The organism is Sphingobacterium sp. NPDC055346, assembly GCF_053645235.1.
Map to the genome: position 1 here is coordinate 328,281 of NZ_JBSHMI010000003.1, position 25,748 is coordinate 354,028.

Sequence of the window (25,748 nt, forward strand, 5' to 3'; positions counted from 1 at the left end):
TTATTGATCCATTAAAAAACTAGTTAGTGGAGAAGATGGATTGGCATTGAAGCTCTTGCTTGCTAATCCAGATTCATAAGCCATCCTTCCTGAAATCACGGCCAGCTTGAAAGCTTCGGCCATTTTAATAGGGTCCGAGGCCGTGGCAATTGCAGTGTTCACCAATACGGCATCTGCTCCAATTTCCATGGCTTGGGCAGCATCAGAGGGGGTTCCAATGCCCGCATCGACTACTACCGGTACCTGACTCTGTTCAATGATGATCTCCAAAAAGTCTATGGTCTTTAATCCCTTGTTGCTTCCTATTGGAGAACCTAATGGCATAACAACTGCCGTACCGGCATCCTCCAGTTTTTTACATAAAACAGGGTCAGCATGAATATAGGGCATGATGATAAAACCCTGCTTGGCTAACGCCTCGGTAGCTATTAAAGTTTCGATGGGGTCAGGCATCAAATATCGAGGGTCAGGATGGATTTCAAGTTTGATCCAATTGGTTTCAAAAGCTTCTCTTGCAAGTTGGGCAGCAAAAATTGCTTCTTTTGCATTCCTAGCTCCCGAAGTATTGGGAAGCAAGGCCACATTGGGTAATGACAAGGAATTCAGCAAGGTATCCTCGGCAGATTGGTGATCCACTCTTTTTAACGCTAAGGTGACCAATTCGGTTTGAGAAACTAAAATAGCTTCCTCCATTTGGGAAAGGTTTCCAAATTTTCCAGAACCTAAGAAAAGTCTGGATTGAAATGTTTTATCGGCTATTTTCAACATAATCTTCTATGTAAAATTGATTCATTCTTGAAGTTGCAGAAGGGTCATTTTGAATCAGGCTTGATACAGCCACACCATAAATCCCTGCTTGCAACAATTCGGTTAAGTCCTGTTCTTTTATCCCTCCAATGGCATAAATTGGAGGGTATTGTACCTTTTCATTTTTTAGTCTTTGAATGATTTCCTGGTATCCTGAAAATCCTAGAACTGGACTCAGTTTCTGTTTGGTTGAGGTGAACCGTAATGGTCCAAGACCAATGTAATCGCATTCTTCCTGGATTCTTTGAAGTACATCCTGGAAGCTGTTTGCTGTCCCTCCAATAATTTTTTCATTGCCTAAGACAGCTCTAGCACTTAAAATAGATTCATCCTGCAACCCTAAATGGATTCCATCTGCATCCAGGTCTTTGGCTAAATATAAATGGTCGTTGATGATAAAGGTTGCCTGATAGAGTTCACAGAGCTTTCGGCTCAATTCTGCAAGCTGATGAAGTTCCTTTTCTCTTCCAAATTTCCACCTGAGTTGTAGCCACTTGATTCCTGAATCCAGAGCCTTCCTGATATTTCTTTCCTGGTCCGAAAAAGTTCTTCCATCAGATATGTATTGGATTCGACTTAAGTTAGTTTTCATAGTTGGTCTGCCTTCCATAATGCTAGTTTTTCATTGCAGGAGATCAAATAATTAGTTGGATCAATCTGATTCCAAATGGACCCTAACAAAGCAATTCCGTCCGAACCTTTGCCTAATACTCTTTCCATGTTTTGATATTCAATTCCTCCTAGTCCAATCAAATCGACATCTGCATTGTCCTTTAGTTCAATATCTTCAAAAACATTGTTCGAAATACCGTGTCCAGGCTTTGAGATACTCTGAAAAATAGGGCTAAGAAAGGCGTAAGACCAAGTCTTGTTCAATTCATTGAATTCCTGAATAGAATGCGTGGAGGTCGATAAGATGTAATTTCCATTATACTCCAATTGCTTCCCTCTTATCCGATCATAACTATTGAAATGCAGACGCTCAATGTCCATAAACTCAGTCGCTAGGTGATGGTGGGAGTGAAGTACGATTTTCTTTCTTTGACAAACATCAATATTGTCCAAATACTCCAAAGCCAGCTCATCCGATGAGGCATATTTCCTGAAATGAAATAGCTCCAATCCATTATCTAACATGTTGTTGACATGCAATGGTTCGTTAGGATAATTGCTGTTTGGAGAAACGACTATGATCATAGGTATATTTCTTTTCCACTTTCAATAAATTCCTTCGATTTTTCCAACATCCCTTCTTCGGTTGCCTCCCTGATCTCTTGCGTTATTTTCATGGAACAGAATTTAGGGCCGCACATCGAACAGAAATGAGCCACCTTTGCTGCATCTGCAGGTAAAGTTTCGTCATGAAACTCTCTTGCGGTATCAGGATCGAGTGAAAGGTTAAATTGGTCCTCCCATCTGAATTCGAATCTCGCTTTGCTCAATGCATTGTCTCTGTATTGGGCGCCAGGGTGTCCTTTGGCCAAATCTGCAGCATGGGCAGCAAGTTTATAGGTGATTACTCCGTCCTTAACGTCTTTTTTATTGGGAAGGCCTAAGTGTTCTTTTGGTGTTACGTAGCACAGCATAGCACATCCGTACCAACCGATCATTGCAGCGCCAATAGCTGAGGTGATATGGTCATAGCCGGGAGCAATATCCGTTGTCAATGGACCTAAGGTATAAAATGGAGCCTCATCACATTCTTCCAATTGCTTTTCCATATTCTCTTTGATCATGTGCATAGGGACATGTCCTGGGCCTTCTATCATCACCTGAACATCATGCTTCCAAGCTATTTTAGTCAGTTCTCCTAAGGTTTCCAATTCTGCAAATTGAGCCTCATCGTTGGCATCGGCAATAGAGCCTGGTCTTAATCCATCACCTAAAGAGAAGGCTACATCATACTTTTTCATGATTTCGCATATCTCCTCAAAATGCGTATACAGGAAATTCTCTTTATGATGGTATAGGCACCACTTAGCCATAATTGAACCACCTCTAGAAACAATTCCTGTTACCCTTTTCGCCGTTAAATGGATATATCTCAACAGGACACCCGCATGTATCGTAAAGTAGGAAACACCCTGTTCTGCTTGCTCAATGAGAGTATCCTTGAAAATCTCCCAGGTCAGATCTTCCGGCACACCTTTAACTTTTTCTAAAGCTTGATAGATAGGAACTGTACCTATTGGTACTGGAGAATTTCGGATAATCCACTCGCGAGTTTCATGGATGTTCTTTCCAGTAGAGAGGTCCATGATCGTGTCGGCGCCCCATCGGCATGCCCAGACTGCTTTCTCCACTTCCTCTTCGATACTGGAACTTACAGCGCTGTTTCCGATATTGGCGTTGATCTTCACCAAGAAATTGCGGCCAATGATCATAGGTTCACTTTCCGGATGGTTAATATTATTTGGAATGATTGCCCTTCCGGCTGCGATTTCATCCCGCACAAATTCAGGGCTGATCCGTTTTGGCGTATTGGCACCAAAGCTTTCACCTTTATGTTGTTCAGCCATTCCTTTCGTAGCGGCCTGTAATTGTTCAATTCTTTGGTTCTCACGAATGGCGACATATTCCATTTCCGCAGTGATGATCCCTTTCTTAGCATAGTGCAGCTGGGTTACATTTTGTCCATCTGCTGCTCTTTTTGGTTTATGATTGTAAGAAAAACGCAGTTCATCCAAGTTGGGATCATGGAGTCTTTTTTGTCCGTACTCGGAACTGATGCCCTCCAAAATCTCAACGTCATTGCGGTCTAAAATCCATTGTTCCCTGATCCTATCCAAGCCTTTACGGATATCGATTTCAGAATTCACATCTGTATATGGACCAGAAGTATCGTAAATCGTAATTGGAGGGTTGATTTCAAGACCACCCTTGCTCAACTTGGTTGGGCTCAGGGATATTTCACGCATTGCAACTTGGATAGGGTATAGGTTACCTGGAATATAAACCTTTTTGGAATTTGGAAAAGCATTGGTTGTAATCTTTTGTTCTGTCATGTCTTCAAATATTTAAGGGTTATCCGCCTTGAGTTGCGGTTATGATTAGGATAGAATCAGTATCAGTCAATAAGGTATCCGACCATTTGTCTCTAGGGATGACTTGGTTATTTAGGGCAACAGCAACACCTTTGGTTTTGCCTTTAAGCTCCAAATCCATTAATTCCTCCAAGGTAAATGGAGATCTCTTGTACTGTTTTGTCTGATTATTGATAATAAGTAACATTCCTGAATAGTTATTTAAGCATTAATGCTTTAGGAATGTCTACTTTAGGTACAGGACGCACCCATGAATGACATTTTACTTTTCCCTACGCTAGTATGATCTAGATCAGGTTATAAGGGTAAAATCTCAGCCTGCAATTAATGCAGACACCCCTAAAGCGTTGGCAAGTTAGCTAAATGAGTTAACTAAAAGAAATTATTTGTGATTATAATACAATTTACAGGTTGCTTCTTTACCGAGAAGAAACCTCAAGATATCCCTAAAACTACTTTAGGATCAATCTTTCAGCAGGGTTTTTCTCTTTAAATTCTTTGTAGTATTTCTTGATATACACATGCAGGTCATAGTTGGTCCAATATTGGGCAGTTTCGAAATCAGGTCTATATTCCACCATAAACTGTTCCAGTTCTTCATCGTCCATGGGGATAATATCGCTGATGCTTGCTTTGTTGAAGATTTGGTCCACTTCCATATTTTTGATTTCTTGTTGCATAAAAGCATTGAACCTTCTCGCGTTTCTACCAGATTTACTGAATTTTTCGTAGAAGTAAGTAACGGTTGGCATGCCAAAGGGTAGAAGCAGGTACCATGGTGGTTCACCGGAGTAATATAGTCCCCCTTTAACGTTGATATCTTTTTTCATGCTTTCCAGTTCCTTCAGCTTTGCAGCTTTGGTATTCCCCATGACGACGATCTCTTCTAGCACGATGGATTTTTTCTGTAGGAAAACATGCTGCTTTAGATCTTCAGCCAAGATACTGAGGCTATTCCAATGCGGATGGACAAAGGTTATGCTATCAGACGGGCGGGCATCGATGCCAAAGGAACCATCAAAATCTGATCGCAGCGTTTGTTTTGTTCTTTGGTTAATGACATCCACATTTTTGATCAACAGACTGCTGTCATTGGAGTAAACTGTGCCGGTATACCTCTTTTGAGCTTGGGAAAATGCCACCAAACTATAAAGGAACAAAAGGAAGGAAATAATAATCGGTTTTAATGCCATAGCTCTAATATTAAGCTTTCATTTTCTTTAGGTGAAAATAATTCATCTAGTCTAATTTACTAAATCTAAAGGCTTAGAATGACAGTAATAACTATATTTAACATATTGGTTAAGAAAATTAAATATAGGAAGTCGTTTGGGGAATTAATTATTCACATTTCGCCGGTTTAATAAAAATGAAAGGCTATTTTTGGATTCAATTTTAAAAAGAGCGATTGACCATGTTTGCCAAAATCCGAAACACCAATATTGCTGTTGCTGCTGCCATCTTATCCATGATCTGTGTGCAAGGGGGAGCATCATTCGCGAAGCAGTTGTTTCCGGCCATTGGTCCCATTGCGACAACAACCTTGAGGATTGGCTTATCTGCCATTCTGCTCTATGCGATCAATAGGCCGAAGCTACGTACCTTCAACAAGCAACAATGGATGTACTGTGGTCTTTACGGAATCGGCATTGCCGTCATGAACCTCATTTTTTATATGGCCATCCAAAGAATCCCATTGGGCTTAGGTGTTACCATTGAATTCGTAGGACCTCTGTTCTTGGCCTTTGTCCTATCAAAGAAATGGACAGATGTCATCTGGGCAGTATTGGCGTTGACAGGAATTTTACTGATCGTTCCTTGGAAGAGCAATGGCATCGATCCGATAGGATTGGGATTAGCCTTACTTGCAGGGGTCTTCTGGGCCGTTTATATCCTGATGGGGGCCAAGCTTTCCAAAGTTATGGAGGGTAAACAGGCAGTTACTACCGGGATGATGATCGCAACGGTCTTTATAGTTCCATTTGCCTTAATGGATGGCGCGATATTGAACATCAATACTGGGCAATTTTCCAAAGGGCTTCTCGTGGCCATCTTATCTTCTGCATTGCCGTTTTCATTAGACATGATGGCCTTGGGAAGACTGCCAGCCAAAACATTCAGCATCTTGACCAGTCTGCAGCCTGCATTCGGTGCACTCTCTGGACTGATATTTTTACATGAATACCTCAGTATCAATCAATGGGTGTCTGTCTTATGTGTGGTATTGGCAAGTATAGGGACGACAATTTTTTCTCGAAAACAGGAAAAGCTTGAACTATAAATAAAAAATTCCAACAAAAAAATCCATGAAATGTTCAAAGGGTATAAACAAATTTTCAATGATATGCCCAGAGAAAAAACACCCCAGATAAAAAAACCAAAAACCTATGATGCATTGGTAGATAAGGGGATGAGTAAAGAAAAAGCTGCCCGAATCTCAAATGCACAGGCTGCTGGTACCATCGATCATAATTCTAAAAAGCTGGAAGAAAGATCAAAATCTGATTTATTGGCAGAAGCAAAAGAAATCGGTATAAAAAATCGTCACAGCATGAATAAGGGACAGCTTATCAAAGAAATCAGAGGACATTAACAGTCCTCTTTTTTTATCCTCCTAAATTTACTACGCGATTTAGGGAATCTAAGCTTGCAGTACATTTTTCATTAGCTTTCGTGCCTATGACTTGAGTATCGCTCTCTTCGACATCATAGCCTTTGCTCTTCAGGTAATGGATCAACGTATTCCTATGATCGACTTCAAAGTTTGAGATTACCTGCGGGAAGGTTGTGAATATTCTGTAATGATTATCTTTTCTGTTCTGTTGGATTAACTCTGATTTTACGGTCATGAGCATGACCCCACTGCCATAATCTGCTAGGTAATAGGCGTCGGCATCAAACATTCCGACTGCGATTAGGCCCAATCGATGTAAGTCTTCCTGTTTGATCGAAAATTCAGGAGTCCTCAATTGATCTATTTTATTTTTCACACCAAACTCCTTCAATGCTTTCGCATCAATTAGGAGGTTTTCAGGTAAGTTTGATTGACTATTTGCCCATGACCAAAGCCAAGTGTTCACAGAATAAGAAAAGCTCCCAATAATCTGCAATGGAAACTCAAGTCCATCACCAAAAGTGATTGACCCACGTGTCAAATCCGCATCCCAGCTCTTGTCTTCAATTAATTCCGAAAAGTCCACTTGCTTTTCAAATCCATAAGCTGCATAACTCTCAAATAATTCTTTCTCCGTTTTTATTGGCTCAATTATAGGGCTTTCTTTGCTGGTTGGTTGTTCTGATTTTTCATTTTCCTGTTTAGGTGTAGGTTTTCCAAATAACCTATTTAAAAATCCCATAATATATTACTTTACTGTGTTAGTTTCTTTTGATGATTTAAGTTAACAAAGGCTGGTTGAAATCCATAATTAGAAGGGGCTAATGTTATAGGAAATTCATTTTTCGTAGTGTTATATCTACTGTTTGTAGGAGAAAATACTTATCAGCCTAAATCGTCGAATATTAATTTTACCTCAATTAAAGTGAAGTTAGGTTTTATTTTAGCTTATTAATGGTCGTTTGGTTAAATATTTGCTTAAATTCTGGACTTAATAAGGGAGCCTATTATAAGATCGTATTTTTTTGATATTGTAAAATTTGCATAGATAAATGGTTGTGTAACAATTTGTTATTGTAAAGATAGCCGAATTGTTACAGCAATGTCTGTTCAAACAGTTGTTTCGCTTAACAAAATAATCTTTCATTCTTGTGATTATTAGTGTTATGTGCTGAAAAGTAATTGTTTTATTGGCTATTTTTGACCATTATTATTTTTACCTGTGAAACCATTATTACTCTTGACCGGGCTACTGCTTTTAGTATCCTGTAAAAACCAAATTACATCTACTCAAGAATCAGAAAAGAATCCGTATTACGAACAGGCATACGATTTCTTGGACAAAAATGAGTTTGATAGTGCATTTGTCTATTTTGAGAAAGCAAAATCTCTGTTCTTGGAAAGGGATGATAGTGTCGGTGTGGCCGAAAGCTTGATCAATATGGCCGTGACCCAATCTGATTTTGGTGATTATTATGGTTCCCAGGAAACCTCCACCAAGGCCATTGAATATCTGAACCTGAACGATACCGCTCAATACGGCTTGTTGGGAATGGTCTACAACAATTTAAGTAATGTCTATACTTCCCTAAAGGATACTGAAAAATCAATTGAAGCCAATCAATTAGCCATACGATATGCCGAAAACCCTGCCAATAAAAAGGTTTACGAAAATAACTTGGCTTCCACTTATATAGCGAATAGAGAATATCAAAAAGCCATTGAAATCTTAAAAAAACTACTATCCAATACAGATTCAAATTCCATTGATTATGCACGATTCTTAACGAATTATGCCAGGGCCAAAAGCCATGTCGATACGAATTACAGGTTTTTGCCCGTATTGAGGAAGGCCATGCTGATCCGTCAGAAGAAGAAAGACCCTTGGGGGCTCAATTCGAGTTATTCCCATATGGCGAACTATTATAAGGAGAGGAACAAGGATTCAGCGCTGTATTATTCCAATCAGCAATATGAGGCGGCTAAGGCTATCAAAAATCCAGATGCCCAAATGGATGCCCTGCAGCGCATGTTGGAACTTTCTGTTCTAGAAAGAAACCAACCTATACTAGAAAGGTACCATAAGATACAGGACAGCGTCGAAATTGCACGGATGACTGCAAAAAATCAATTTGCATTAATCCGCTACGAGGTAGAAAAGAGTAAAACCAACAACCTGAAGCTTAGCAATGAAGTTGCTGAAAAGCAATATAGATTGAACCTGATGCGGGTATTCATCGTCGGTCTGTTGATTGTGGCTGCACTGACTTCATTCTATTTCTTGAATTGGCATAAAAGAAGGAAACAGCGAATGGAATTGGAAGCTGAAAATAGGGTGAAGGAAAGTCAACTGAAAACTTCCAGAAAAGTCCATGATGTCGTTGCGAATGGGATTTACAGGGTAATGGCTGAATTAGAGAATCGAGATGATATCAACCGAGAGGAGCTATTGGACCGGTTGGAAATCCTATATGATAAGTCTAGGGATATATCCTACGAAGTTGAAGACCTCGGGATGGATGATATTCAGTTCCATCTGACCATCTCCGAATTACTGAAGTCATTTTCAAATGAGGACCGTACCATCCTGATTGCAGGGAACGAGGAAGCTATTTGGGAAAAATTCAATGCCCTTCAAAAGGATAACCTAGAGCAGGTCTTGCAGGAGCTGCTAGTCAATATGCAGAAGCATAGTAAAGCGCAGGAAGTCATCGTTCGATTTGATTACGATGGAAATAACCTTCATGTTCATTATAAAGATGATGGCATTGGACTTTCGGATTCCTTAAAATATGGCAATGGATTTAAGAATACGGAAAACCGTATAAATCTATTGAAAGGGACCCTTACTTTTGAGAAAAATAATAATAGAGGTTTAGGAATTCACATTTCCATCCCTATTCAAAAATAGGATGTTATGTTTAAAAAAGTATTGATTGCTGAAGATCATGAGGTGGCCAACCTTTCTGTCCATAAGACGGTACAGGAAATGGGAGTCACGGATACCAAATATGTCTATTACTGCGATGATGCCCTCAGTTGGATCAAAAAAGCAGTTCGCGAGGGAGAGCCGTATGACCTCCTGATTACCGACTTGGTTTTCGAAGATGATATCGTCCCGCAAAAGATTTCCCATGGTAAGGACTTGATAAAAGCCGCAAAAGAAGTACAACCAGATCTGAAGGTGATTGTATTTTCTTCCATTGATCGGATCAGCTTGATTGAGGATCTCTTTAGAAATTATCAGATCGATGCCTATGTCAGGAAGGCAAGGCATGATGGGCAACATTTTAGAGAAGCGCTGAAAGCGGTTGCCAGCAACAAAATTTATCAATCACCCGATATCCGCTTGGCCCTAAGGTCAAAGAATTCACATGAATTTACCAATATGGATATCCAGATTATCTCATCCCTATCCCAAGGAGTCCTTCAAAAGAACATCCCTCAAATCTTGCAGGAAAAGAATATCAAACCTTCGGGATTGAGTAGTATCGAGAAAAGATTGAACCTGATGAAAGAGGTATTAGGCTTTACCAAGAATGAACAACTGGTATTGTATTGCAAGGATAAGGGATTAATATAAAATTAATGATTGCTTTACGGAAAACCGTATGGTAATGCCAAGTAGGGAAAGTATCTTTGCTTACTGATTTGACCAACCCATATTAACCAAAATAAATATAAATGGCTTCTAATTATTTAGAGGCCATTTTTTATGCTTTTTCCTGCCAATCTTGTTAAAAAATGTTAATCCATGGGTCTTAATATACATTTAGGCATTTGCTTTGCGTTAATAATAGCAAACAGAGTAAAAGAGTAAAAGAGTAAAAGAGTAAATAATTTCATAATTTAGGTTAATAATTGGTTAGTTAAAAAAAACCTGAGCTTCCCCGGCTCAGGTTTTTTATTTTTTGTTTATAATGAATATGATCCTATTGCTAATCGCCAATATTTGGCAATAGACTAAGTCAAATCAAAATTTACGGCAAACTTCAATAATTCAGCAAAGGATTTATTTTCCAGTTTCTTGCAAATGTTTTTTCGGTGTGTGGATACGGTATGGGAGGATAGAAAAAGTTGGTCTGATATTTCTGATGTTGAGAAGCCATTTGCCAGCATTCGAATAATCTCTTTTTCCCTTTTGGTCAGTTGCGCATATTTTTTATAATGGGCATGCACATATTCGTTTTGATCCAAAGTCTTATTGACCCGTTGGATGATATGGTCTAATCCATCAATAGGAGCAGATATCAAGATCAACTTAGTCTCGGTTTGAATTTTAGCAAGTTTACAACTGGTAAAACACCATTGATACTGTTGATCGGCATACCTTTTTACCCTTTGGAAAAAATTGTAGGTTTTATCAGCCTCCCCATTGATGATATACTGCTGTAAACCAACAAAAAAGCTGAATATTTCCTCTTTAACAAAGAAATGGTCGTAATAATCCATCCCCATGGCAGGGATCTCTTCAGGATATACCCCTAAATAACTGGTCCCCCAATGGTTCATATAACTGCAGCCATTAGGTGAATTTCCGTTCAAATCATGGATCATGAGGCTTGCCGGTAAGATATCGCCTAAGTCAGGAATGCTGAAATTCCCCATATTAAGACCATGTGAGATTTCAAATAATTGGGCATCAAGGGTAATCATAATAATTAATATATGGTTTGGAAATTAATTATCGCTTATCCTAAAATAGCGAACAATGTTTAAACACTAAAATAATTTTTTCAAATCTGCTAATCGAATTGCAATAAATAATTCTATTATAGAACCTATTAACCTTTTTTTAATGTAATCTTAATATTATAATTGGTTTTAAACAATTGATAATCAAACCAATAACTTGGTGTTTACTTAAGGTTAACTAATGCGAATTTTTTATTTTGAAATAATAAAAAAGCCAAAAAAAACCTTTGTTACAGTTGTGGTAATATTTATTTTCGTAACAGTTTAATCTTTTTAACAAAATTAGATTCCAACTGAAAAATAGAATCATGAAAAAGCTAACGATCCTTCTCCTTATTATTTTCAACTGTCTGGCCGCATCGGCACAAAGAGGTAAAATCAGCAATAATTTTTTTGGTCACTTGGAGTTCAATTCCCTTGATGGAATGTATAAGGCCACCCTTGAAAAGAATATCTTCAATGGATTGGAATTTTATGACAATTCAAGCAATAGAATCACCTTTGATGAAAAGTACCTAGCCAAGCATTTTCCAGGGATCATGAGAGATAATGAAGGGAAAACCAATTTTCTGCGAAATCTGGTTCGTAAATATTCACGTGATAAAAATTATAGATTATCTCATGTCATTGACATGTTTGGCAAAGAGAAGGTTGAAGACAATCGTGGTTATTCTTCCGAGAGAGGAACGGATATTTTTGGACATGAATATCATGAAGAATCGGGGAAGTTTGGTACTGCTAGCATTAAACGCAACCTGCAAGGCGTTCTTGAATATGATCGAAATGATTTTTCAGCCAGCTTAGGCAAAGATTTTCACAGGCAATGGGTATATGAAGATTCTCAAAAAAACAGAATCGAATTCAATCCTAGTTCTTGGGAAAAAATGATCAAAAGGTTCAAGTCTGATAAAGAAATCATGTTCTTCTTAATCGAACAATTGACTGATTTCTATGACGAAGATGACAACACCTATCATAACGATTATTGAGGCTTACTTAGTGGTTCAATATGAATTCCACGGCAGCCTCGTCATCAATTTTTAAGCAATATAAGCCAGCAGCATCTGGCTGGTCATCCTCATGCGCAGAACTGCTGATAAATAATTCATCCATATTTGGCCCTCCAAAAGTACAGGAAGTTGGATTTTTGGAAGGCAGCGGGATATAATCGATGACCTCTAACCTTGCAAGATCAAATATGATGATCCGGTTTGCGCCCCAATTTGCTATATAGAGTTTTTGGCTCCTGGAGAGGCACATCCCATCCAATGAACCTGTTCCATCATATTGAAAGACCAGGGTTTCATCCTCCAATTTTCCATCGTTGTAATTGAATCGTCTGACCGAGTTTAATTCAGAATCGATGAAATAGATAAAAGTGTCCTCAAAGACAATCCCATTTGAAATAATGACTCCATCCAATAGTGGCTTTGCATTGTCCTGCTTCAGTTCATATAAGGTTGCGTCAGGTAGCAATGGACCGTTATCACCATTATTGAGGTTGTTCATGCTGCCGATTAACCAAGTTCCCCAAGGGCTAACTGCACCATCATTATATCGGTAATTTGACCTATGCTCAGGCTGAGTGATGAAAGTCTTTCTCCCTGTTTTCCATTCCAATTCATACAGACCGCTTTCAAGAGAGATTAAGATTATGTCCAAGTCAGGGGTCAATGCCAAACAACTCACATATTCGTTGAAAACATGCTCCTCAAAACTCTGTATTTGGTAATCATAGATGTAAAGTTTTTTGTCCATGATGTCCACAAAGAAGAGTTTCTGGATCCTATAATCCCAAACCGGTCCTTCGCCTAATTTTAATGCTTCTTTATAAATTCTTTTCAGGGCCATATTTTCCTGGTTTTGGTAAATTGCTGTATATCCTGAAATTGTTTCATTTTCAATTGCGGATTTCTTGGTCATTATCAGCAATATAAGTTATTTTTAGGTTTAATTTTAAACCTACATGAGATTTTTAGAGAAACTGGAAGCTGGTCAGACGGTTATCGGGCCATTTTCAAAAACTTCAGATCCTTCCATGATTGAAGCCATGGGATATGCAGGCTTTGACTTTATCATCATCGATTTGGAACATGGTCCTAATAGCATTTTAAATGCGCAGAACCTCGTGAGGGCAGCGCAGATCACAGGCGCCTTTCCTATCATCCGAGTTCCCGAAAATGCGGCATCGGCTATCGGAAAAGCATTGGATATTGGTGCCATGGGGGTACAAGTCCCTCAGATCAGTAATGCCGAACAGGCAAAATTGGCTGTTGAGTATGCTAAATTTGGCCCCATAGGTATGCGCGGTGTTTGTAGGTTTGTCCGTGCTGCAGAGTTCTCAAACAAAGATAGGTTTGAATATTTTTCAGAGGCCAATAAGAATTACCTGATCTTGCAATTGGAAGGAGAAGAGGCTATCAGGAATATTGAGGAAATCATTCAGGTGGAACATGTCAACATTATCTTTCTGGGACCTTATGATCTATCCCAAGCCTTAGGAGTGCCAGGACAGATTAATCATCCTACCGTTATAGAGAAAATAGAATATATCGTCTCGCTCTGCAAAGAAAACTCGAAAAAAACCGGAATTTTTGCAGATAATCTTACGGACGCCAGAAAATGGAGGGACTTAAGGATTGATTACATTTCATATGCAGTTGATGTAGGGATCATACAAGAAGCTTCGAAGTCCATAATCACTGAATTCCTAAAATAGATTTAATTTGAAAATTTCAGGTTTTTTTTGTGCTCTTGTTTTGTGAAAATTTCCTATATGTATAAACATGTTTATATTTTTCTTTGATATGTAGGTACAATGTTTTAATATTGTGCTGTAGACCAATTGAAATTAAAGAATTTTTAGATTGCAAATAGATATGTTGGAAGATTTGTCAACCATGGAAAGCCCTTCAATCATTCGAGGTACCAGACAAGCAGTGATGCCATCCGTAATTTCAAAGGAATTTAGGGATGGATATAGCATTTATCCCTCCTTTTCCATTGCCGAAGGAATGATTTCATCGGGATATTCCTCTTTAGCAGACTGGATGATTTCCAAGAAAACGGTTTGTGTGGATGGTTATGTTGCGGTAGATTGGGCTGGGATCAAGGCTGCTTTGGAAAAAGAATTTGCTAGAAGATCCGTACGTGTGAATTGGATTGAAACAAAGGATTTCTTTAAACCTGAGGCGGAGATCGATATAATGGTAGCACCTTATATGGGTGATGAAGACTCGGTATGGGGAAAGGTTTGTGACCTTAACCTAGCTGAATTCTTTGACATGGAGGGATTAAAGAATCTGGAAGCCGATCAAGAATTTGAACTCAATATAGTCTGGGGGATTGGAGCCAGTTTTGTTAGCACTTTTAATTCCATAGCCTATTTTGATATTCCAAAAAATGAACTGCTTTTCCGGGTAAGGGGAAATTCTGCCTTTAATATTGGATCCACGACAAGGTTCAATATGAAGAAAACCTACAAACGTTTGTATTTTGTGGATTGGATCGTGTTGAATGCCCATAAAAAGGCGATCCTTTCAAAGATCGATCTTCTTGCAGACAGCCAATGGTTGGATACCATAAATTGGATCCAGGGCGAAGATTTAAGAAATTCCTTATCTGAAATGAGCAGAACGGTCTTCAGGCCTAGACCCTGGTTTGACCCTGGGGTATGGGGCGGACAATGGATGAAAGCTCATTTTCAGGAATTGGCCCAAGATGAGGTGAATTACGCTTGGTCATTTGAAATTATTGCACCTGAAAATGGATTGGTTCTAGAAAGTTCGGGGCATTTGTTGGAGGTCAGTTTTGATACGCTGATGTTTCAGGAGTCTAAAAATATTTTAGGCTCAGGTCATCCGCAGTTTGGTGATTATTTCCCGATCCGTTTTGATTTTCTGGATACTTTTGATGGTGGAAACCTTTCAGTTCAATGCCATCCAGCATTGGATTATATACAGGAAAATTTTGGCGAACAGTTTACACAGGATGAAACCTATTACATCATGGATTGCAAGGAAGATGCGAAGGTGTATTTGGGATTTCAAGAAGACATTGAACCAAACAGATTTAAAAAGGCTTTAGAAGATAGTGTAGTAGAAGAGAAGGAGCTGGAGGTTGCCGAATTTGTCCAGGAATTTAATTCCGAAAAACATAAGCTGTATCTAATTCCAAATCAGACGGTACACAGTGCTGGAAGGAATAATTTGGTTTTAGAGATTTCAGCAACACCCTATATCTATACTTTTAAGATGTACGATTGGCTTCAGCGGGACAAGGAGGGGAAGCCTAGACCCATCAATATTGAACATGGGTTCAGGAACCTGGATTTTTCAAGAAAAGGAGAGCTGGTTGAACGGGAACATATCTCCAAATCCTATGTATTAGAAGAACGTGAGGGGGCAAAAATCATCCAATATCCAACCCATCCTGAACATTATTATGCAATACAAAGATTAGATATCAAGGATCAAATCGAAGTGCAGACAGCGGATAAAGTGCATGTCCTGATGCTTGTCGAAGGCAGTAAGATTGAATTGGAGGACAGAGCAGGAAATCAGCAAACATTCCATTATGCCGAAACTTTCATTGTACCGGCTGCAGCAGAACAGTATAAAATTAAGAATCTAGGAGAGGGAGAAGCTAAGGTTATTCTTTCTTACTTGAAATGATCAAAACGATAACCAATAGCAAAATCATGATTATGCAGCATTTTCGAAAGGTATTTTTTTCTGTGGCTTTATTTCTGGCAAGCGCTTCGAGCATTTTTGGACAAGAGAATACGATTTGGGAATTAGGAAAAGCAGATCATTCGAGCCAAGAATTTGCCTTAAGTCCGCAAGGATTTAAAGATTTTTTGGCGCATGATTTTGGTTATGAAGACAACTATTTTGTGGTTGGTCAGCAGGTGCTCAACCAAGATTTTCCTTATGTTTTACCGGGTCCTGCGAACGGGTGGGGCGGCACAGGGGGGACTTCTGGTATCCGGACCCATTTTCTGAACCTGTACTATCAATTGACTTCCATAGACCCAAATGATAAATATGTACTGGAATTGGATTTCGTGAATTCTGAAGGTAAGGCCAAACCCACTTTGCAGGTGGGTATTAATGGACATCTTTTCAATTACGATCTAAAGAATGGTACTGGCGAAAGTAATCCTGTAGCAGGACAACTTGGCACTGAAAAAATCAGGATCGATATCAATCCAGGCATCCTGAAAAATGGTTTCAATCAAATTAACCTAACCAGTTTAAAAGGAGGCTGGATTGAGTTTGATTCCTTTAGGTTATTGGGACCATCGGGTACAAAACTCGTTGCTGAATACAGTACAGTTGTTAAGGGGCTTGAAACGGCTGATTTTGAACTGCAAAATGATAAAGAAAGGATCCAGAATTTACTGCTGGAAATCTTGCGATTAAAAGACAACCAAACCGTAAAGGTATTGGTCGATGGCAGGACAGAATATCAAAAGTCCATGGATCAAGGCTTGTCCAGGATCGAGATCCCGTTGCAGGCCGTGAAAAAAAGTAAGACCAGTACTGTTGAGGTATATGTTAATGATCAATTACTCAGCAAAGAGCAGGTGATTCGGAGTCCGAAACCCTTAGGTTCATTAGCAAATTATGTCAATACCATGATTGGCGCATCCCATTCCCGTTGGATGATTGCTCCAGGGCCATGGATGCCCTTCAGTATGGTAAAATTAAGTCCTGACAACCAGAATGTTGGATGGCAGGCCGGGTACGAACCATCCATTGAATCAATTGCTATGTTCAGCCATATCCATGAATGGACAATGGCCGGGCTAGGTACCTTTCCCACCTCGGGGCCATTGCAGATCCAGGTTGGCGATCAATATGATCCCGATTCAGGCTATCGCTCCAGGATCGATAAGACCACTGAAAAAGCACCATTAGGTTCTTATCATGTGAAATTGACCGATTATGATATTGACGTCGATCTTACCCAAACCACCAGAGCCAGTTTCCAACGTTACACCTTCCATCAGTCTGAGACAGGTCGAGTTATGATTGATCTAAAAGTCAATGGCGAATACCCTTATACCATCAAGGACTATCAATTAAAAAAGGTCTCAGACTATAAGATCATCGGTTATTCGGATCAATTATCGGAAAATGTTTGGTCGACAGATGCAAAACAGGACTATAAGGTCCATTTTGTAATGGAATTTGATCAAGCCATAGTTGATTTTGGAACTTGGGAGTCAGATCGCATCCAGAAGGGGCAGAGTTCATCGGGGAAAGAGGTGAAAGAGGCGGGAATGTACGTAGAGTTTGATGTCCGAAAAGAAAAGACTGTACAATTACGGACAGGCATATCTTATGTCAGTATTGATAATGCGCAAGAAAATTTAGATAGAGAGATTTCAGGACCATTTGGTTGGTCATTTGAAAAGGTTAGGGGCAATCAATTAAAGACTTGGAACGCATTATTGGAAAGGCTGAAAGTGAAAAGTGATGATTACTTTGAAAAGGAGAAATTCTATAGCAATATGTATAGGTCCTTAAGCCGGAACACCTTTAGCGATATTAATGGCGAATGGCGTGATTCGCAGGAAAAGGTCCGTCAATTCAGCAATCCTCAGGATTTAGCCTTGGGTTGTGATGCTTTTTGGAATACCTTCTGGAATTTGAACCAGTTTTGGAACCTAGTTACTCCGGAATGGAGCAATAAATGGGTGAAATCACAGCTCGCGATGTATGACGCTGATGGTTGGTTGGCCAAGGGACCCGCTGGAATGGAATATATTCCTGTCATGGTTGCCGAGCATGAGATTCCGTTGATCGTATCGGCCTATCAAATGGGTATTCGGGATTATGATGTAGATAAAGCATTTGAAGCCGTTAAAAAAATGCAGACTACGATGCCTTCGAAATTTGCAGGTGGATTTGCAGGGAATAGAGACCTCGAGGTCTATTTAGAATATAGATATGTTCCATCTGATTTGGGAAGGTTCTCCAATACCTTGGAATATAGTTTTGATGATTGGACGGTGGGTCAGTTTGCCAAATCCTTAGGGAATGAAAAGGACTACGACTATTTCAATGATCGCGGCAATTGGTGGAAAAATGCCATTGACGTGGAAAGTGGTTATGCCAGGATGAAGGATTCAAAAGGGGAATGGTTAAAAGATTTTGATCCATTCAAATCTGGTGCAAACCATCATTATGTTGAAGGGAATGCTTGGCAATTGACGTTTTTCGTTCCTCAGGATATTCCTGGATTGGCCAATTGGATCGGTGCCGATGTATTTTCAGAGCGACTGGAATGGGGATTTGAAGAGAGTGTAAAATGGAGATATAACGGGCCCAACGATCAGTATTGGGATTACCCGGTAGTTCAGGGTAATCAACAGTCGATGCATTTTGCCTATTTATTCAATTATTTGAATAAACCTTGGTTGACACAGAAGTGGAGCCGTTCCATTGCAGAAAGGTATTATGGTAGAGGGATATCAAATGCCTATTTGGGAGATGAAGATCAAGGGCAGATGAGTGCCTGGTATATTATGACGGCCATTGGTCTCTTTCAGATGGATGGAGGTACAAGGAGCCAACCGGTCTATGAGATTGGAAGTCCTATGTTTGAAGAGATTCAGATTGACCTTGGAGAACAGTTTGGCAGGGGGGGGAAGTTTGTCATCAAGGCCAAGAACAATAGTAAAGCGAATGTTTACATTCAAAATGCTACCCTGAATGGTAAGAAATTGAACAGCTTTTATTTCAGTGCCGAGGAGTTGTTGCAGGGCGGTGAGTTGATTTTAGAAATGGGTGCCGAACCAAATAAAAATTGGGGTGTATCGAGATAGGGATCGATTTCAAAATAAAAAACTATTATAAACTATAATTCCGACATGTGAATATTTCCAATAAGCAATTGGCCTTTGTGGCCTTGATAGCCTCATTAGGTGGTTTTATTTTTGGCTTTGATATGGCTGTGGTATCGGGGGTTTTGCCTTTGGTGAAAATGCAGTTTAGTCTTGACAGCTTTTTGGAGGGCTGGTTTGTTTCATCGGCACTATTAGGCTGTATCCTCGGGGTCATGATTTCCGGTCATCTATCGGATAAATATGGACGTAAAAGCAGCATGCAATTTGCTGCTATAATATTTGTCATCGCCACTTTTGCCTGTATTTTTTTGGAATCCTTTTCCTTGATTATCCTGACCAGGATCTTTACGGGGATTGGGATAGGTATTGCCTCGAATGTTGTTCCTCTATATCTTTCGGAAATTGCACCTGTTAAAGATCGTGGAAAACTGGTGACCTTTTATCAATTGGCATTGACCTTTGGCATTGTACTGGCTTATGTGTCGAATGCTTTGATCATTAAAGATCAGGATGTTTTGGCTCAATTCTCAGCGCAAGCATTCTTTCAACTTGTGTTTGTCGAAGAGGAGTGGCGAGCCATGATCGGTATGTCCCTGATACCCTCTTTGGCCTTTTTTATTGGATTGATGTTTGTGCCCGAAAGTCCGAGTTGGTCTAAAAACAATGATGGAATGTCCAATTCAGGGTATGCAGAAGTCTGGAAACCAATTTATAGGAAAGCATTAATAATAGGTTTGTTTTTACCGATATTTTCCCAGTTCTGTGGGATCAATGTAATCATCTATTACGGTCCTACCATATTGAAAACTTTAGGGTTTAGCTTAGATAATTCCCTGTATGGCCAGATTATCATAGGTGTTGCCAATATGTTGTTTACACTGATTGCCATCTGGAAGGTGGATAGTTTAGGCAGAAGGCCACTCTATTTGATCGGGACTTTGGGCGGAGCTGTATCCCTGTTTCTGACCAGTATATTGTTTTTTCTGGATCTGGCAGATAGTTGGCTGCTGGTGATTTCGGTAGTCTCTTTCCTGGCATTCTTTGCATTCTCCATAGGGCCCTTGAAATTTGTGGTGGCTTCTGAAATCTTTCCTGCACATATCCGCGCCAAGGCTATGGGCTTGAGTATTTTAGCCATGTGGGTATCTGACTTTTTAATGGGGCAGGTAACACCCTTCCTATTGGAGGATATCGGCGTTGCTGGGACCTTTATTCTATTGGGTCTAGTTTGTCTGATTGGTTTTTTATTTGTCCTTAAATATCTTCCAGAAACCAAAGGTAAGAGCAGTGAAGAAATCCAATTCCTATTAAATCAAAACTAAGATGAAAAGATTGTTCAGCTATTTAACATTTGCCGTTCTTAGCCTAGGTCATCTTGCTATGGCCCAACAACCGATTCAATCGGTGGATCTCTTTATTGGTACTGCCCATGCGCGCTGGTTTCATTTTGCTCCAGGTGCCATGCCATTTGGTATGGCCAAGCCCGGACCGTCGACCAATGGAAGTTTGGGTAATAAAAGTGGATGGGAGGCGACAGGTTACGACTTCCGCGACCATAGCATAGAGAGTTTTCCTAATTTCCATGAATTCCAGATCGGTGGGATTTCGTTAATGGCAAGCAATGGCAAATTGAAAACTATCCCGGGAAATCTGGATGATCCCCAAACGGGCTATCGTTCAAGTTTTGACCGTAAAGATGAACTGGCAGAACCGGGATATTACCGGGTATTGCTAAAAGATTATGGCATTACAGCGGAATTGACGGCTACCGAAAGAGTCGCGTTCCATCGCTATACCTTTCCTAAAAGTGATGAATCCCATATCATTTTCGATATTGGCAATATCATGGGGGAGAGCGGAAAGGTGAAGGACGCTGAGGTGAAAATAAACCATGATGGTACCATTGAAGGATATGCAATTACAGCACCATTTTATGTAGAGAAATATCAGGCTGGTTCCGATATCAGGATGTATTTCTATGCGGAGATCAACAAAAAAGCGAAAAAGCACGGCGTATTCCGGGGAGAAAAGCAGTTTGAGGGACTTGATCGGATTTCAGGGATTTCTTCAGGAGCTTATTTCAGCTATACTACTGCTGATGAGGAAAGCATCGAAGTCAAGTTAGGCCTTTCCTATACATCAGTTGCTGAGGCCAAGGCAAATTTGACTGCAGAAGCCAGTAATTTGGATTTTGATGCTGCCAAAGAACAGAATCAAACCCAATGGAATGACATGTTGGGAAGGATTCAGGTGAAGGGCGGGAAGGAAACAGATCGCACAAAGTTTTATACCGGTCTTTACCATGCTCTGTTGGGCAGGGGATTGGCAAGTGATGTTTCAGGAGCCTATCCAAAAAATGATGGGACCGTAGGGTACATTGAAAAGGACCAAACAGGAGAGCCAAAACATCAACATTACAATACAGATGCGGTATGGGGGGCTTTTTGGAATTTGACACAACTATGGACCATCGCCTATCCAGAATACTTATCTGATTTTGTGAATTCGCAATTGTTGATCTATAAGGATTCAGGATGGTTGGCAGATGGGATAGCCAATAGCAGATATGTTTCTGGCGTTGGGACCAATTTTGTAAGCCTTGTTATTGCCAGTGCCTATATGCAGGGGATTCGGGATTTTGATGTGCAATTGGGTTATGAAGCGGCATTGAAAAATGAAATAGATGGAAAGGGGAGGCCACGAGGAGCAGGAAAATTGGATGTGGATCAATTTGTAGCGAAGGGATATGTGCCACATATTGATAAATCTGATAGTGAAATCCATGAATCTTGGATGTTTTCAGCTTCTCATACTTTGGAATATTCTTTCAGTTCCTATGCAGTTGCCCAATTTGCCAAAGCATTGGGCAAGAAGCAGGACTATGCACAGCTATCCACATTATCACAGGGCTGGAAGCATCTTTTTGACCCTCAATTGAAATTGATAAGACCTAAACTTGCCAATGGGGATTTTATTATGGATTTTAAACCTAGCCAAGCATGGCGGGGTTTTCAGGAAGGAAATTCCTATCAATATACATTTTATGTGCCGCATGATCCTAAAGGCCTGATACAAGCTATAGGTAAAAAAGCGTTCAACGCTAGGTTGGACAGCATTTTTGTGCAATCGGAAGCATTAGGGTTTTCGGGAGGTAAAAATATTGATGCCTTTTCAGGACTAGAGGGTCTCTACAACCAAGGGAATCAGCCGAATCTACATGTATCTTGGTTGTTTAACTTTTCTGGGAAGCCTTCATTGACGCAGAAATGGGTTCAGGAAATCTGTAATAAATTCTATGGTAATGAGGGCATTCATGGATATGGATATGGGCAGGATGAGGATCAAGGGCAATTAGGTGCTTGGTATGTAATGGCAGCCATGGGCATATTTGATGTGGCTGGACTAACGGATGCCGATGCAAAAATGGGCCTATCGACGCCACTCTTTGAAGAGATCAAGATTCAATTGAATCCTAAATACTATTCAGGTAAGGACTTTGTCATTAAGAAAGAGAACCCAGGTTCGAGTGGTGCCTATATTGATCAGATTAATTTGAATGGCAAGATTGTCCATGAACCATTTATCCCATTAAAGTCAATTAGGGCAGGAGGGATACTTAAATTGAAAACTGGCAATCGTCCAAAAGATAAATACTAAGCTAAGGAGATGAAAGATCAGGGATTAAGACCCTGATTTTTCCAATAGCTGTATGGCGTCATACAACACCCCGGCTTCGCCTCTAAAGGTTCCGGATCCTTCCGGTTTGTTGTCTTTCGTGTACCATTCATAAAAGCCTTTGTTTTTGATCACCCGGTCCAGCATAGGTTTGAGTTGTTCCTTTGCCTCTGTCACAAATCCGTTCCTGATCAATTGCTGAACCATCCTGCCTCCAAACCAGGTCCAATCCCCTCCATTTTGATAGCCGTAAGGATACATACCTTTATTTTTAAAGAAGCCTTTCGGATAGGTGGGATAAATCGTAAGCCCTATGGTTGCAGCTCCAGATTCTTTCACATTGGCAATCATTTTATCCAATGAAGTTTTGATCTGCTCTTTGCTCAACAGATTGGCTTCGATTGCAATTGCAGTTCCTCCATGGTAAAAGATTTTATTTTCATCGAAATCAGCAGGAAAGGGAGACCCATTCAGGTAGATATGCGGAATAAATTTTTGATTCTTTGCATCCCAAAGATGTTTCATGGTATTGCTCGCAATATCTTTTCTGATGGTTTCCCATTTTGGTTTATTGTCAGGGACTAACACCATGAAATTGTCAAGGGCGATCAAGAACATGGCATTATCATAGATGTCAATGGCGAGATGGGAATTATCATCCAAATGTACTCCCCAGTCATGTTCAGGCTGAACATCGCCCCAATCCACTGTTGTTGCGCCCCATAGCAGCCCATGTGCTTTGTCAAATCGTTTGTCCATTAAGAATTGAAGCGCTTGTTCCATTCGTTGAGCGACTGTAAACTGACCTACCATGGTCTTTAAGAAATCCCGGTCATCGGAAACCTGGATATATTTATAGACGGCCTGTATTAGGGATGCCTCTTGGTCAGTCTCCACCGTATTTTTATGGGCAGCCAATAAGGGTTCTAACTTAGACAGGATGCTGTAATAATCACTTGGTTTACCCTTCAGGCTTTCTTTTGTCACGAAGCCATCTGGGATATTTCCATCCTTAGCTTGAAGACCAAAAAAGGCCAATAGGTTTTTCTTGATTTGATCGGCAGGTTGTACTTTGTAGGCAAGTCGGATAAAAGTATTGTAATCACGGATCCAAACCTCTTGGTATCCATCACCAGCGTTAAAACCAGACTTAACGATGTCCTTTGCCATGTCTTTGACAATAGTATAATTACTGTCGGAAATCACTGAATCCTGAATGCCTGAATTTAGATTGTTGTTGTTGCTTGTATGGTTGTTGCAGGCTGTTAGAGTTAGGCCGAATGCAACATAAAATAAATAACTTTTCATTGTTTTTATTGGTTATAACCTCGAAAATCGATAATATTAGGGCACTGAAGTATGTGTATACAAACATACATAATTTGCTATTTAAAAAAGAATTATCTTACTTTAAGTCACAATCAAAAAAGTATGAATCTGAAGATAGACCATAATTGCCCCATTCCCCTGCACGTCCAGGTGGAAACTTTGCTTCGAGATTTAATCAAACAGCCTGAGTACCAGGAAGGCAAGTATTTGCCCAATGAGATAGATCTGGCGAAGAAATTGTCGATTTCCAGGTCTACCTTGCGATTGGTGATCAATAAGTTGGTCTATGAAGAACTTTTGGTGAGGAAGAAAGGTGTAGGGACGAAAGTTACGCAACAGAAATTCAGTTCAAAATCCAAGAATTGGTTGAGTTTTTCGCAGGAGATGAAAAACAGAGGGCTGGAGGTGAAGAATTTTGAGCTCCATGTGCGTTGGGTGGTTCCGGAACCTGCTGTTGCTAAGTTTTTTGAAATTCCGGAAGATCAGAAGGTCCTGAAGCTAGAAAGGTTGCGAGGTAAGCCAGGTGATCCATTTGTCTATTTCATTTCCTATTTTCACCCAAGGGTCGGACTGACGGGAGAGGAAGACTTCAAATTGCCCTTATATGATATTTTGCAGCAGCAATGCAATATCATTGCGGATCTTTCCCAAGAGGAGATTGATGCCAAATCTGCCAATAAATTTATTTCGGAGAAGTTGGAGATTGCCATAGGAGAGCCTATTCTTTCGAGGAAGCGTTTTGTATATGATCAATCAGGAAAACCCATTGAGTATAACCTAGGTTATTACAGGGCGGAAAGTTTTACCTATAAAGTAGAAAGTAGAAGGGGAGAGAGCTAATTGGTTGGAGGGCGTAGTACGTAAAGATTAGCAAATCTCGCTAATTTTTTGTATCTTTGTATTCATTCATAAAGGCCCCTATCTTAATCCTCAGCCAATCCAGGTTATTTAAAGAGATACCCCTTTCATTTTTTAACTTAATAATTTTTAATGTCAAGAAACCAACTCACATTCAAGAAAAAAGAACTAGCAAAAAGAAAACAGCAAAAACTTCAAGAAAAGCAAGAGCGTAGAGAACAGAACAAGTCTCAAAACAACAAAGGCAAGTCATTGGAAGAAATGTATGCATATGTTGATGAATTTGGAAACATCGTCGATACACCTCCAACTGAAACCTATAAGTTTAAACCTGAAGACTTAGAGAGACCGAAGGATCCTGAGGATGAATTCCTATTGGGACGTGTTTCTTATTACAATGAAACAGGTCATTATGGATTTATTCGCGATAACGAGACTAGAGAAACTGTTTATTTTAACGATACCCTTGCAGGCAAGATTCTTTCTTTGCATCAAAATGTGAGGTATAAGTACACCAGAACCAGACAGGGAAACCAAATTTCGGAAGTGGAATTGGTATAGTCGGATTGTACTTGAAAATATATCGACTAATGCTAAGCCATTAGTTTTGCACAACAAAAAAAGCAGCCCAAGGGCTGCATTTTTTGTTGTGCAACATGCACGTTTGAGCTAGATTATCTAACTACACGTACATTGATTGCATTAATTCCTTTAGGACCACTTTCAGTATCAAACGTAACATTGTCATTTTCTCTGATTTCGTGTACTAAACCTGTTGAATGTACGAATACATCTTTTCCTCCTTCGTTTGGAGTGATAAAACCGAATCCTTTAGTTACGTTAAAGAATTTTACTTTTCCTTCTTGCATGG

General features: G+C 39.8%; 23 protein-coding genes and 1 riboswitch. Of the genes, 12 read left to right on the top strand and 11 right to left on the bottom strand.

Annotation, left to right across the window (positions count from 1 at the left end; translation table 11 throughout):
- The 6 genes from ACWICE_RS08370 to ACWICE_RS08395 all read right to left on the bottom strand — a co-directional run bounded on the left by ACWICE_RS08370 (nucleotide 1) and on the right by ACWICE_RS08395 (nucleotide 5,044).
- The gene (locus ACWICE_RS08370; RefSeq protein ID WP_185211519.1) at nucleotides 1-768 is read right to left on the bottom strand and encodes a thiazole synthase; all 768 of its coding nucleotides are present in this window, start codon (nucleotides 766-768) and stop codon (nucleotides 1-3) included.
- Nucleotides 749-1,399, bottom strand: coding sequence for a thiamine phosphate synthase (gene thiE, locus ACWICE_RS08375; protein WP_454291087.1), 651 nt, complete (start codon nucleotides 1,397-1,399; stop codon nucleotides 749-751). Before thiE ends, ACWICE_RS08370 begins: the two co-directional genes overlap by 20 nt.
- Nucleotides 1,396-2,004, bottom strand: coding sequence for a thiamine phosphate synthase (locus ACWICE_RS08380; protein ID WP_454291088.1), 609 nt, complete (start codon nucleotides 2,002-2,004; stop codon nucleotides 1,396-1,398). Before ACWICE_RS08380 ends, thiE begins: the two co-directional genes overlap by 4 nt.
- Nucleotides 2,001-3,812, bottom strand: a complete 1,812-nt coding sequence (gene thiC, locus ACWICE_RS08385; RefSeq protein WP_454298072.1) for a phosphomethylpyrimidine synthase ThiC — start codon at nucleotides 3,810-3,812, stop codon at nucleotides 2,001-2,003. The genes ACWICE_RS08380 and thiC overlap by 4 nt, the downstream gene beginning before the upstream one ends.
- 19 nt (nucleotides 3,813-3,831) lie before the next feature.
- Nucleotides 3,832-4,038: a sulfur carrier protein ThiS gene (thiS, locus tag ACWICE_RS08390; protein ID WP_185211523.1), complete on the bottom strand. Its 207-nt coding sequence runs from the start codon at nucleotides 4,036-4,038 to the stop codon at nucleotides 3,832-3,834.
- Nucleotides 4,039-4,103: 65 nt separating this feature from the next.
- A riboswitch (TPP riboswitch) is annotated at nucleotides 4,104-4,202 on the bottom strand.
- Nucleotides 4,203-4,303: 101 nt separating this feature from the next.
- Nucleotides 4,304-5,044: a hypothetical protein gene (locus tag ACWICE_RS08395; protein WP_454298073.1), complete on the bottom strand. Its 741-nt coding sequence runs from the start codon at nucleotides 5,042-5,044 to the stop codon at nucleotides 4,304-4,306.
- A gap of 221 nt (nucleotides 5,045-5,265) precedes the next feature.
- Here ACWICE_RS08395 and ACWICE_RS08400 point away from each other — a divergent pair, with 221 nt between their 5' ends.
- The gene (locus tag ACWICE_RS08400; RefSeq protein WP_185217180.1) at nucleotides 5,266-6,132 is read left to right on the top strand and encodes an EamA family transporter; all 867 of its coding nucleotides are present in this window, start codon (nucleotides 5,266-5,268) and stop codon (nucleotides 6,130-6,132) included.
- 63 nt (nucleotides 6,133-6,195) lie between these two features.
- Nucleotides 6,196-6,444, top strand: coding sequence for a DUF7218 family protein (locus ACWICE_RS08405; RefSeq protein WP_185217293.1), 249 nt, complete (start codon nucleotides 6,196-6,198; stop codon nucleotides 6,442-6,444).
- Nucleotides 6,445-6,457: 13 nt separating this feature from the next.
- On the opposite strand, the gene ACWICE_RS08410 is transcribed toward ACWICE_RS08405, so the two are convergent.
- On the bottom strand, nucleotides 6,458-7,207 hold the full coding sequence (locus tag ACWICE_RS08410; protein ID WP_185211527.1) for a DUF6882 domain-containing protein: 750 nt from the start codon (nucleotides 7,205-7,207) through the stop codon (nucleotides 6,458-6,460).
- Nucleotides 7,208-7,687: 480 nt separating this feature from the next.
- Between ACWICE_RS08410 and ACWICE_RS08415 the strand changes: the two genes are divergently transcribed.
- Together ACWICE_RS08415 and ACWICE_RS08420 are read left to right on the top strand one after the other, a co-directional pair.
- Entirely contained in the window at nucleotides 7,688-9,376 is a 1,689-nt protein-coding gene (locus tag ACWICE_RS08415) for a tetratricopeptide repeat-containing sensor histidine kinase (RefSeq protein WP_454298074.1), read from the top strand.
- Between the two features lie 6 nt (nucleotides 9,377-9,382).
- Nucleotides 9,383-10,048 (top strand): response regulator transcription factor, encoded by a 666-nt coding sequence (locus ACWICE_RS08420; protein ID WP_185217178.1) that lies wholly within the window; start codon nucleotides 9,383-9,385, stop codon nucleotides 10,046-10,048.
- 380 nt (nucleotides 10,049-10,428) lie between these two features.
- Here the strand turns inward: ACWICE_RS08420 and ACWICE_RS08425 are convergent, their stop codons facing one another.
- On the bottom strand, nucleotides 10,429-11,121 hold the full coding sequence (locus tag ACWICE_RS08425) for a response regulator transcription factor (RefSeq protein WP_254528414.1): 693 nt from the start codon (nucleotides 11,119-11,121) through the stop codon (nucleotides 10,429-10,431).
- A gap of 347 nt (nucleotides 11,122-11,468) precedes the next feature.
- On the opposite strand from ACWICE_RS08425, the gene ACWICE_RS08430 reads away from it, so the two are divergent.
- Nucleotides 11,469-12,149, top strand: a complete 681-nt coding sequence (locus tag ACWICE_RS08430) for a hypothetical protein (protein ID WP_454298075.1) — start codon at nucleotides 11,469-11,471, stop codon at nucleotides 12,147-12,149.
- Between the two features lie 7 nt (nucleotides 12,150-12,156).
- On the opposite strand, the gene ACWICE_RS08435 is transcribed toward ACWICE_RS08430, so the two are convergent.
- Nucleotides 12,157-13,083, bottom strand: coding sequence for an SMP-30/gluconolactonase/LRE family protein (locus tag ACWICE_RS08435; protein ID WP_454298076.1), 927 nt, complete (start codon nucleotides 13,081-13,083; stop codon nucleotides 12,157-12,159).
- Nucleotides 13,084-13,126: 43 nt separating this feature from the next.
- On the opposite strand from ACWICE_RS08435, the gene ACWICE_RS08440 reads away from it, so the two are divergent.
- From ACWICE_RS08440 to ACWICE_RS08460, 5 genes are all read left to right on the top strand, one after another.
- Nucleotides 13,127-13,879, top strand: coding sequence for an HpcH/HpaI aldolase family protein (locus ACWICE_RS08440; protein WP_454298077.1), 753 nt, complete (start codon nucleotides 13,127-13,129; stop codon nucleotides 13,877-13,879).
- A 160-nt stretch (nucleotides 13,880-14,039) separates the two neighbouring features.
- Nucleotides 14,040-15,833, top strand: a complete 1,794-nt coding sequence (locus ACWICE_RS08445; protein ID WP_454298078.1) for a class I mannose-6-phosphate isomerase — start codon at nucleotides 14,040-14,042, stop codon at nucleotides 15,831-15,833.
- 32 nt (nucleotides 15,834-15,865) lie between these two features.
- A complete protein-coding gene (locus tag ACWICE_RS08450; protein WP_454298079.1) occupies nucleotides 15,866-18,994 on the top strand; it encodes a GH92 family glycosyl hydrolase in 3,129 nt (1,042 codons plus the stop codon).
- Between the two features lie 47 nt (nucleotides 18,995-19,041).
- Complete coding sequence (locus tag ACWICE_RS08455; protein ID WP_454298080.1) at nucleotides 19,042-20,337, top strand: MFS transporter; 1,296 nt, start codon at nucleotides 19,042-19,044, stop codon at nucleotides 20,335-20,337.
- A gap of 1 nt (nucleotide 20,338) precedes the next feature.
- Nucleotides 20,339-22,672, top strand: coding sequence for a GH92 family glycosyl hydrolase (locus tag ACWICE_RS08460; RefSeq protein WP_454298081.1), 2,334 nt, complete (start codon nucleotides 20,339-20,341; stop codon nucleotides 22,670-22,672).
- 24 nt (nucleotides 22,673-22,696) lie between these two features.
- On the opposite strand, the gene ACWICE_RS08465 is transcribed toward ACWICE_RS08460, so the two are convergent.
- Nucleotides 22,697-23,998 carry a hypothetical protein gene (locus ACWICE_RS08465; protein ID WP_454298082.1) on the bottom strand — a complete coding sequence of 434 codons (1,302 nt, stop codon included), beginning with the start codon at nucleotides 23,996-23,998 and terminating at the stop codon, nucleotides 22,697-22,699.
- A gap of 123 nt (nucleotides 23,999-24,121) precedes the next feature.
- On the opposite strand from ACWICE_RS08465, the gene ACWICE_RS08470 reads away from it, so the two are divergent.
- Together ACWICE_RS08470 and ACWICE_RS08475 are read left to right on the top strand one after the other, a co-directional pair.
- Nucleotides 24,122-24,859 carry a GntR family transcriptional regulator gene (locus ACWICE_RS08470; protein ID WP_454298083.1) on the top strand — a complete coding sequence of 246 codons (738 nt, stop codon included), beginning with the start codon at nucleotides 24,122-24,124 and terminating at the stop codon, nucleotides 24,857-24,859.
- A 150-nt stretch (nucleotides 24,860-25,009) separates the two neighbouring features.
- On the top strand, nucleotides 25,010-25,438 hold the full coding sequence (locus tag ACWICE_RS08475) for a cold-shock protein (protein WP_237219494.1): 429 nt from the start codon (nucleotides 25,010-25,012) through the stop codon (nucleotides 25,436-25,438).
- A gap of 113 nt (nucleotides 25,439-25,551) precedes the next feature.
- On the opposite strand, the gene ACWICE_RS08480 is transcribed toward ACWICE_RS08475, so the two are convergent.
- Entirely contained in the window at nucleotides 25,552-25,746 is a 195-nt protein-coding gene (locus tag ACWICE_RS08480) for a cold-shock protein (RefSeq protein ID WP_093095228.1), read from the bottom strand.
- Between the last annotated feature and the right edge of the window lie 2 nt (nucleotides 25,747-25,748).

Bases quoted from the DNA above. Each gene is read 5' to 3' on its own strand.
- ACWICE_RS08450 (WP_454298079.1), top strand. From the start codon at position 15,866: ATGCAGCATTTTCGAAAGGTATTTTTTTCTGTGGCTTTATTTCTGGCA.
- thiC (WP_454298072.1), bottom strand. From the start codon at position 3,812: ATGACAGAACAAAAGATTACAACCAATGCTTTTCCAAATTCCAAAAAG.
- ACWICE_RS08420 (WP_185217178.1), top strand. From the start codon at position 9,383: ATGTTTAAAAAAGTATTGATTGCTGAAGATCATGAGGTGGCCAACCTT.
- ACWICE_RS08410 (WP_185211527.1), bottom strand. From the start codon at position 7,207: ATGGGATTTTTAAATAGGTTATTTGGAAAACCTACACCTAAACAGGAA.
- thiE (WP_454291087.1), bottom strand. From the start codon at position 1,399: ATGAAAACTAACTTAAGTCGAATCCAATACATATCTGATGGAAGAACT.
- ACWICE_RS08405 (WP_185217293.1), top strand. From the start codon at position 6,196: ATGCCCAGAGAAAAAACACCCCAGATAAAAAAACCAAAAACCTATGAT.
- ACWICE_RS08395 (WP_454298073.1), bottom strand. From the start codon at position 5,044: ATGGCATTAAAACCGATTATTATTTCCTTCCTTTTGTTCCTTTATAGT.
- thiS (WP_185211523.1), bottom strand. From the start codon at position 4,038: ATGTTACTTATTATCAATAATCAGACAAAACAGTACAAGAGATCTCCA.
- ACWICE_RS08445 (WP_454298078.1), top strand. From the start codon at position 14,040: ATGTTGGAAGATTTGTCAACCATGGAAAGCCCTTCAATCATTCGAGGT.
- ACWICE_RS08440 (WP_454298077.1), top strand. From the start codon at position 13,127: ATGAGATTTTTAGAGAAACTGGAAGCTGGTCAGACGGTTATCGGGCCA.
- ACWICE_RS08470 (WP_454298083.1), top strand. From the start codon at position 24,122: ATGAATCTGAAGATAGACCATAATTGCCCCATTCCCCTGCACGTCCAG.
- ACWICE_RS08425 (WP_254528414.1), bottom strand. From the start codon at position 11,121: ATGATTACCCTTGATGCCCAATTATTTGAAATCTCACATGGTCTTAAT.
- ACWICE_RS08380 (WP_454291088.1), bottom strand. From the start codon at position 2,004: ATGATCATAGTCGTTTCTCCAAACAGCAATTATCCTAACGAACCATTG.
- ACWICE_RS08480 (WP_093095228.1), bottom strand. From the start codon at position 25,746: ATGCAAGAAGGAAAAGTAAAATTCTTTAACGTAACTAAAGGATTCGGT.
- ACWICE_RS08435 (WP_454298076.1), bottom strand. From the start codon at position 13,083: ATGACCAAGAAATCCGCAATTGAAAATGAAACAATTTCAGGATATACA.
- ACWICE_RS08430 (WP_454298075.1), top strand. From the start codon at position 11,469: ATGAAAAAGCTAACGATCCTTCTCCTTATTATTTTCAACTGTCTGGCC.
- ACWICE_RS08400 (WP_185217180.1), top strand. From the start codon at position 5,266: ATGTTTGCCAAAATCCGAAACACCAATATTGCTGTTGCTGCTGCCATC.
- ACWICE_RS08460 (WP_454298081.1), top strand. From the start codon at position 20,339: ATGAAAAGATTGTTCAGCTATTTAACATTTGCCGTTCTTAGCCTAGGT.
- ACWICE_RS08465 (WP_454298082.1), bottom strand. From the start codon at position 23,998: ATGAAAAGTTATTTATTTTATGTTGCATTCGGCCTAACTCTAACAGCC.
- ACWICE_RS08475 (WP_237219494.1), top strand. From the start codon at position 25,010: ATGTCAAGAAACCAACTCACATTCAAGAAAAAAGAACTAGCAAAAAGA.
- ACWICE_RS08370 (WP_185211519.1), bottom strand. From the start codon at position 768: ATGTTGAAAATAGCCGATAAAACATTTCAATCCAGACTTTTCTTAGGT.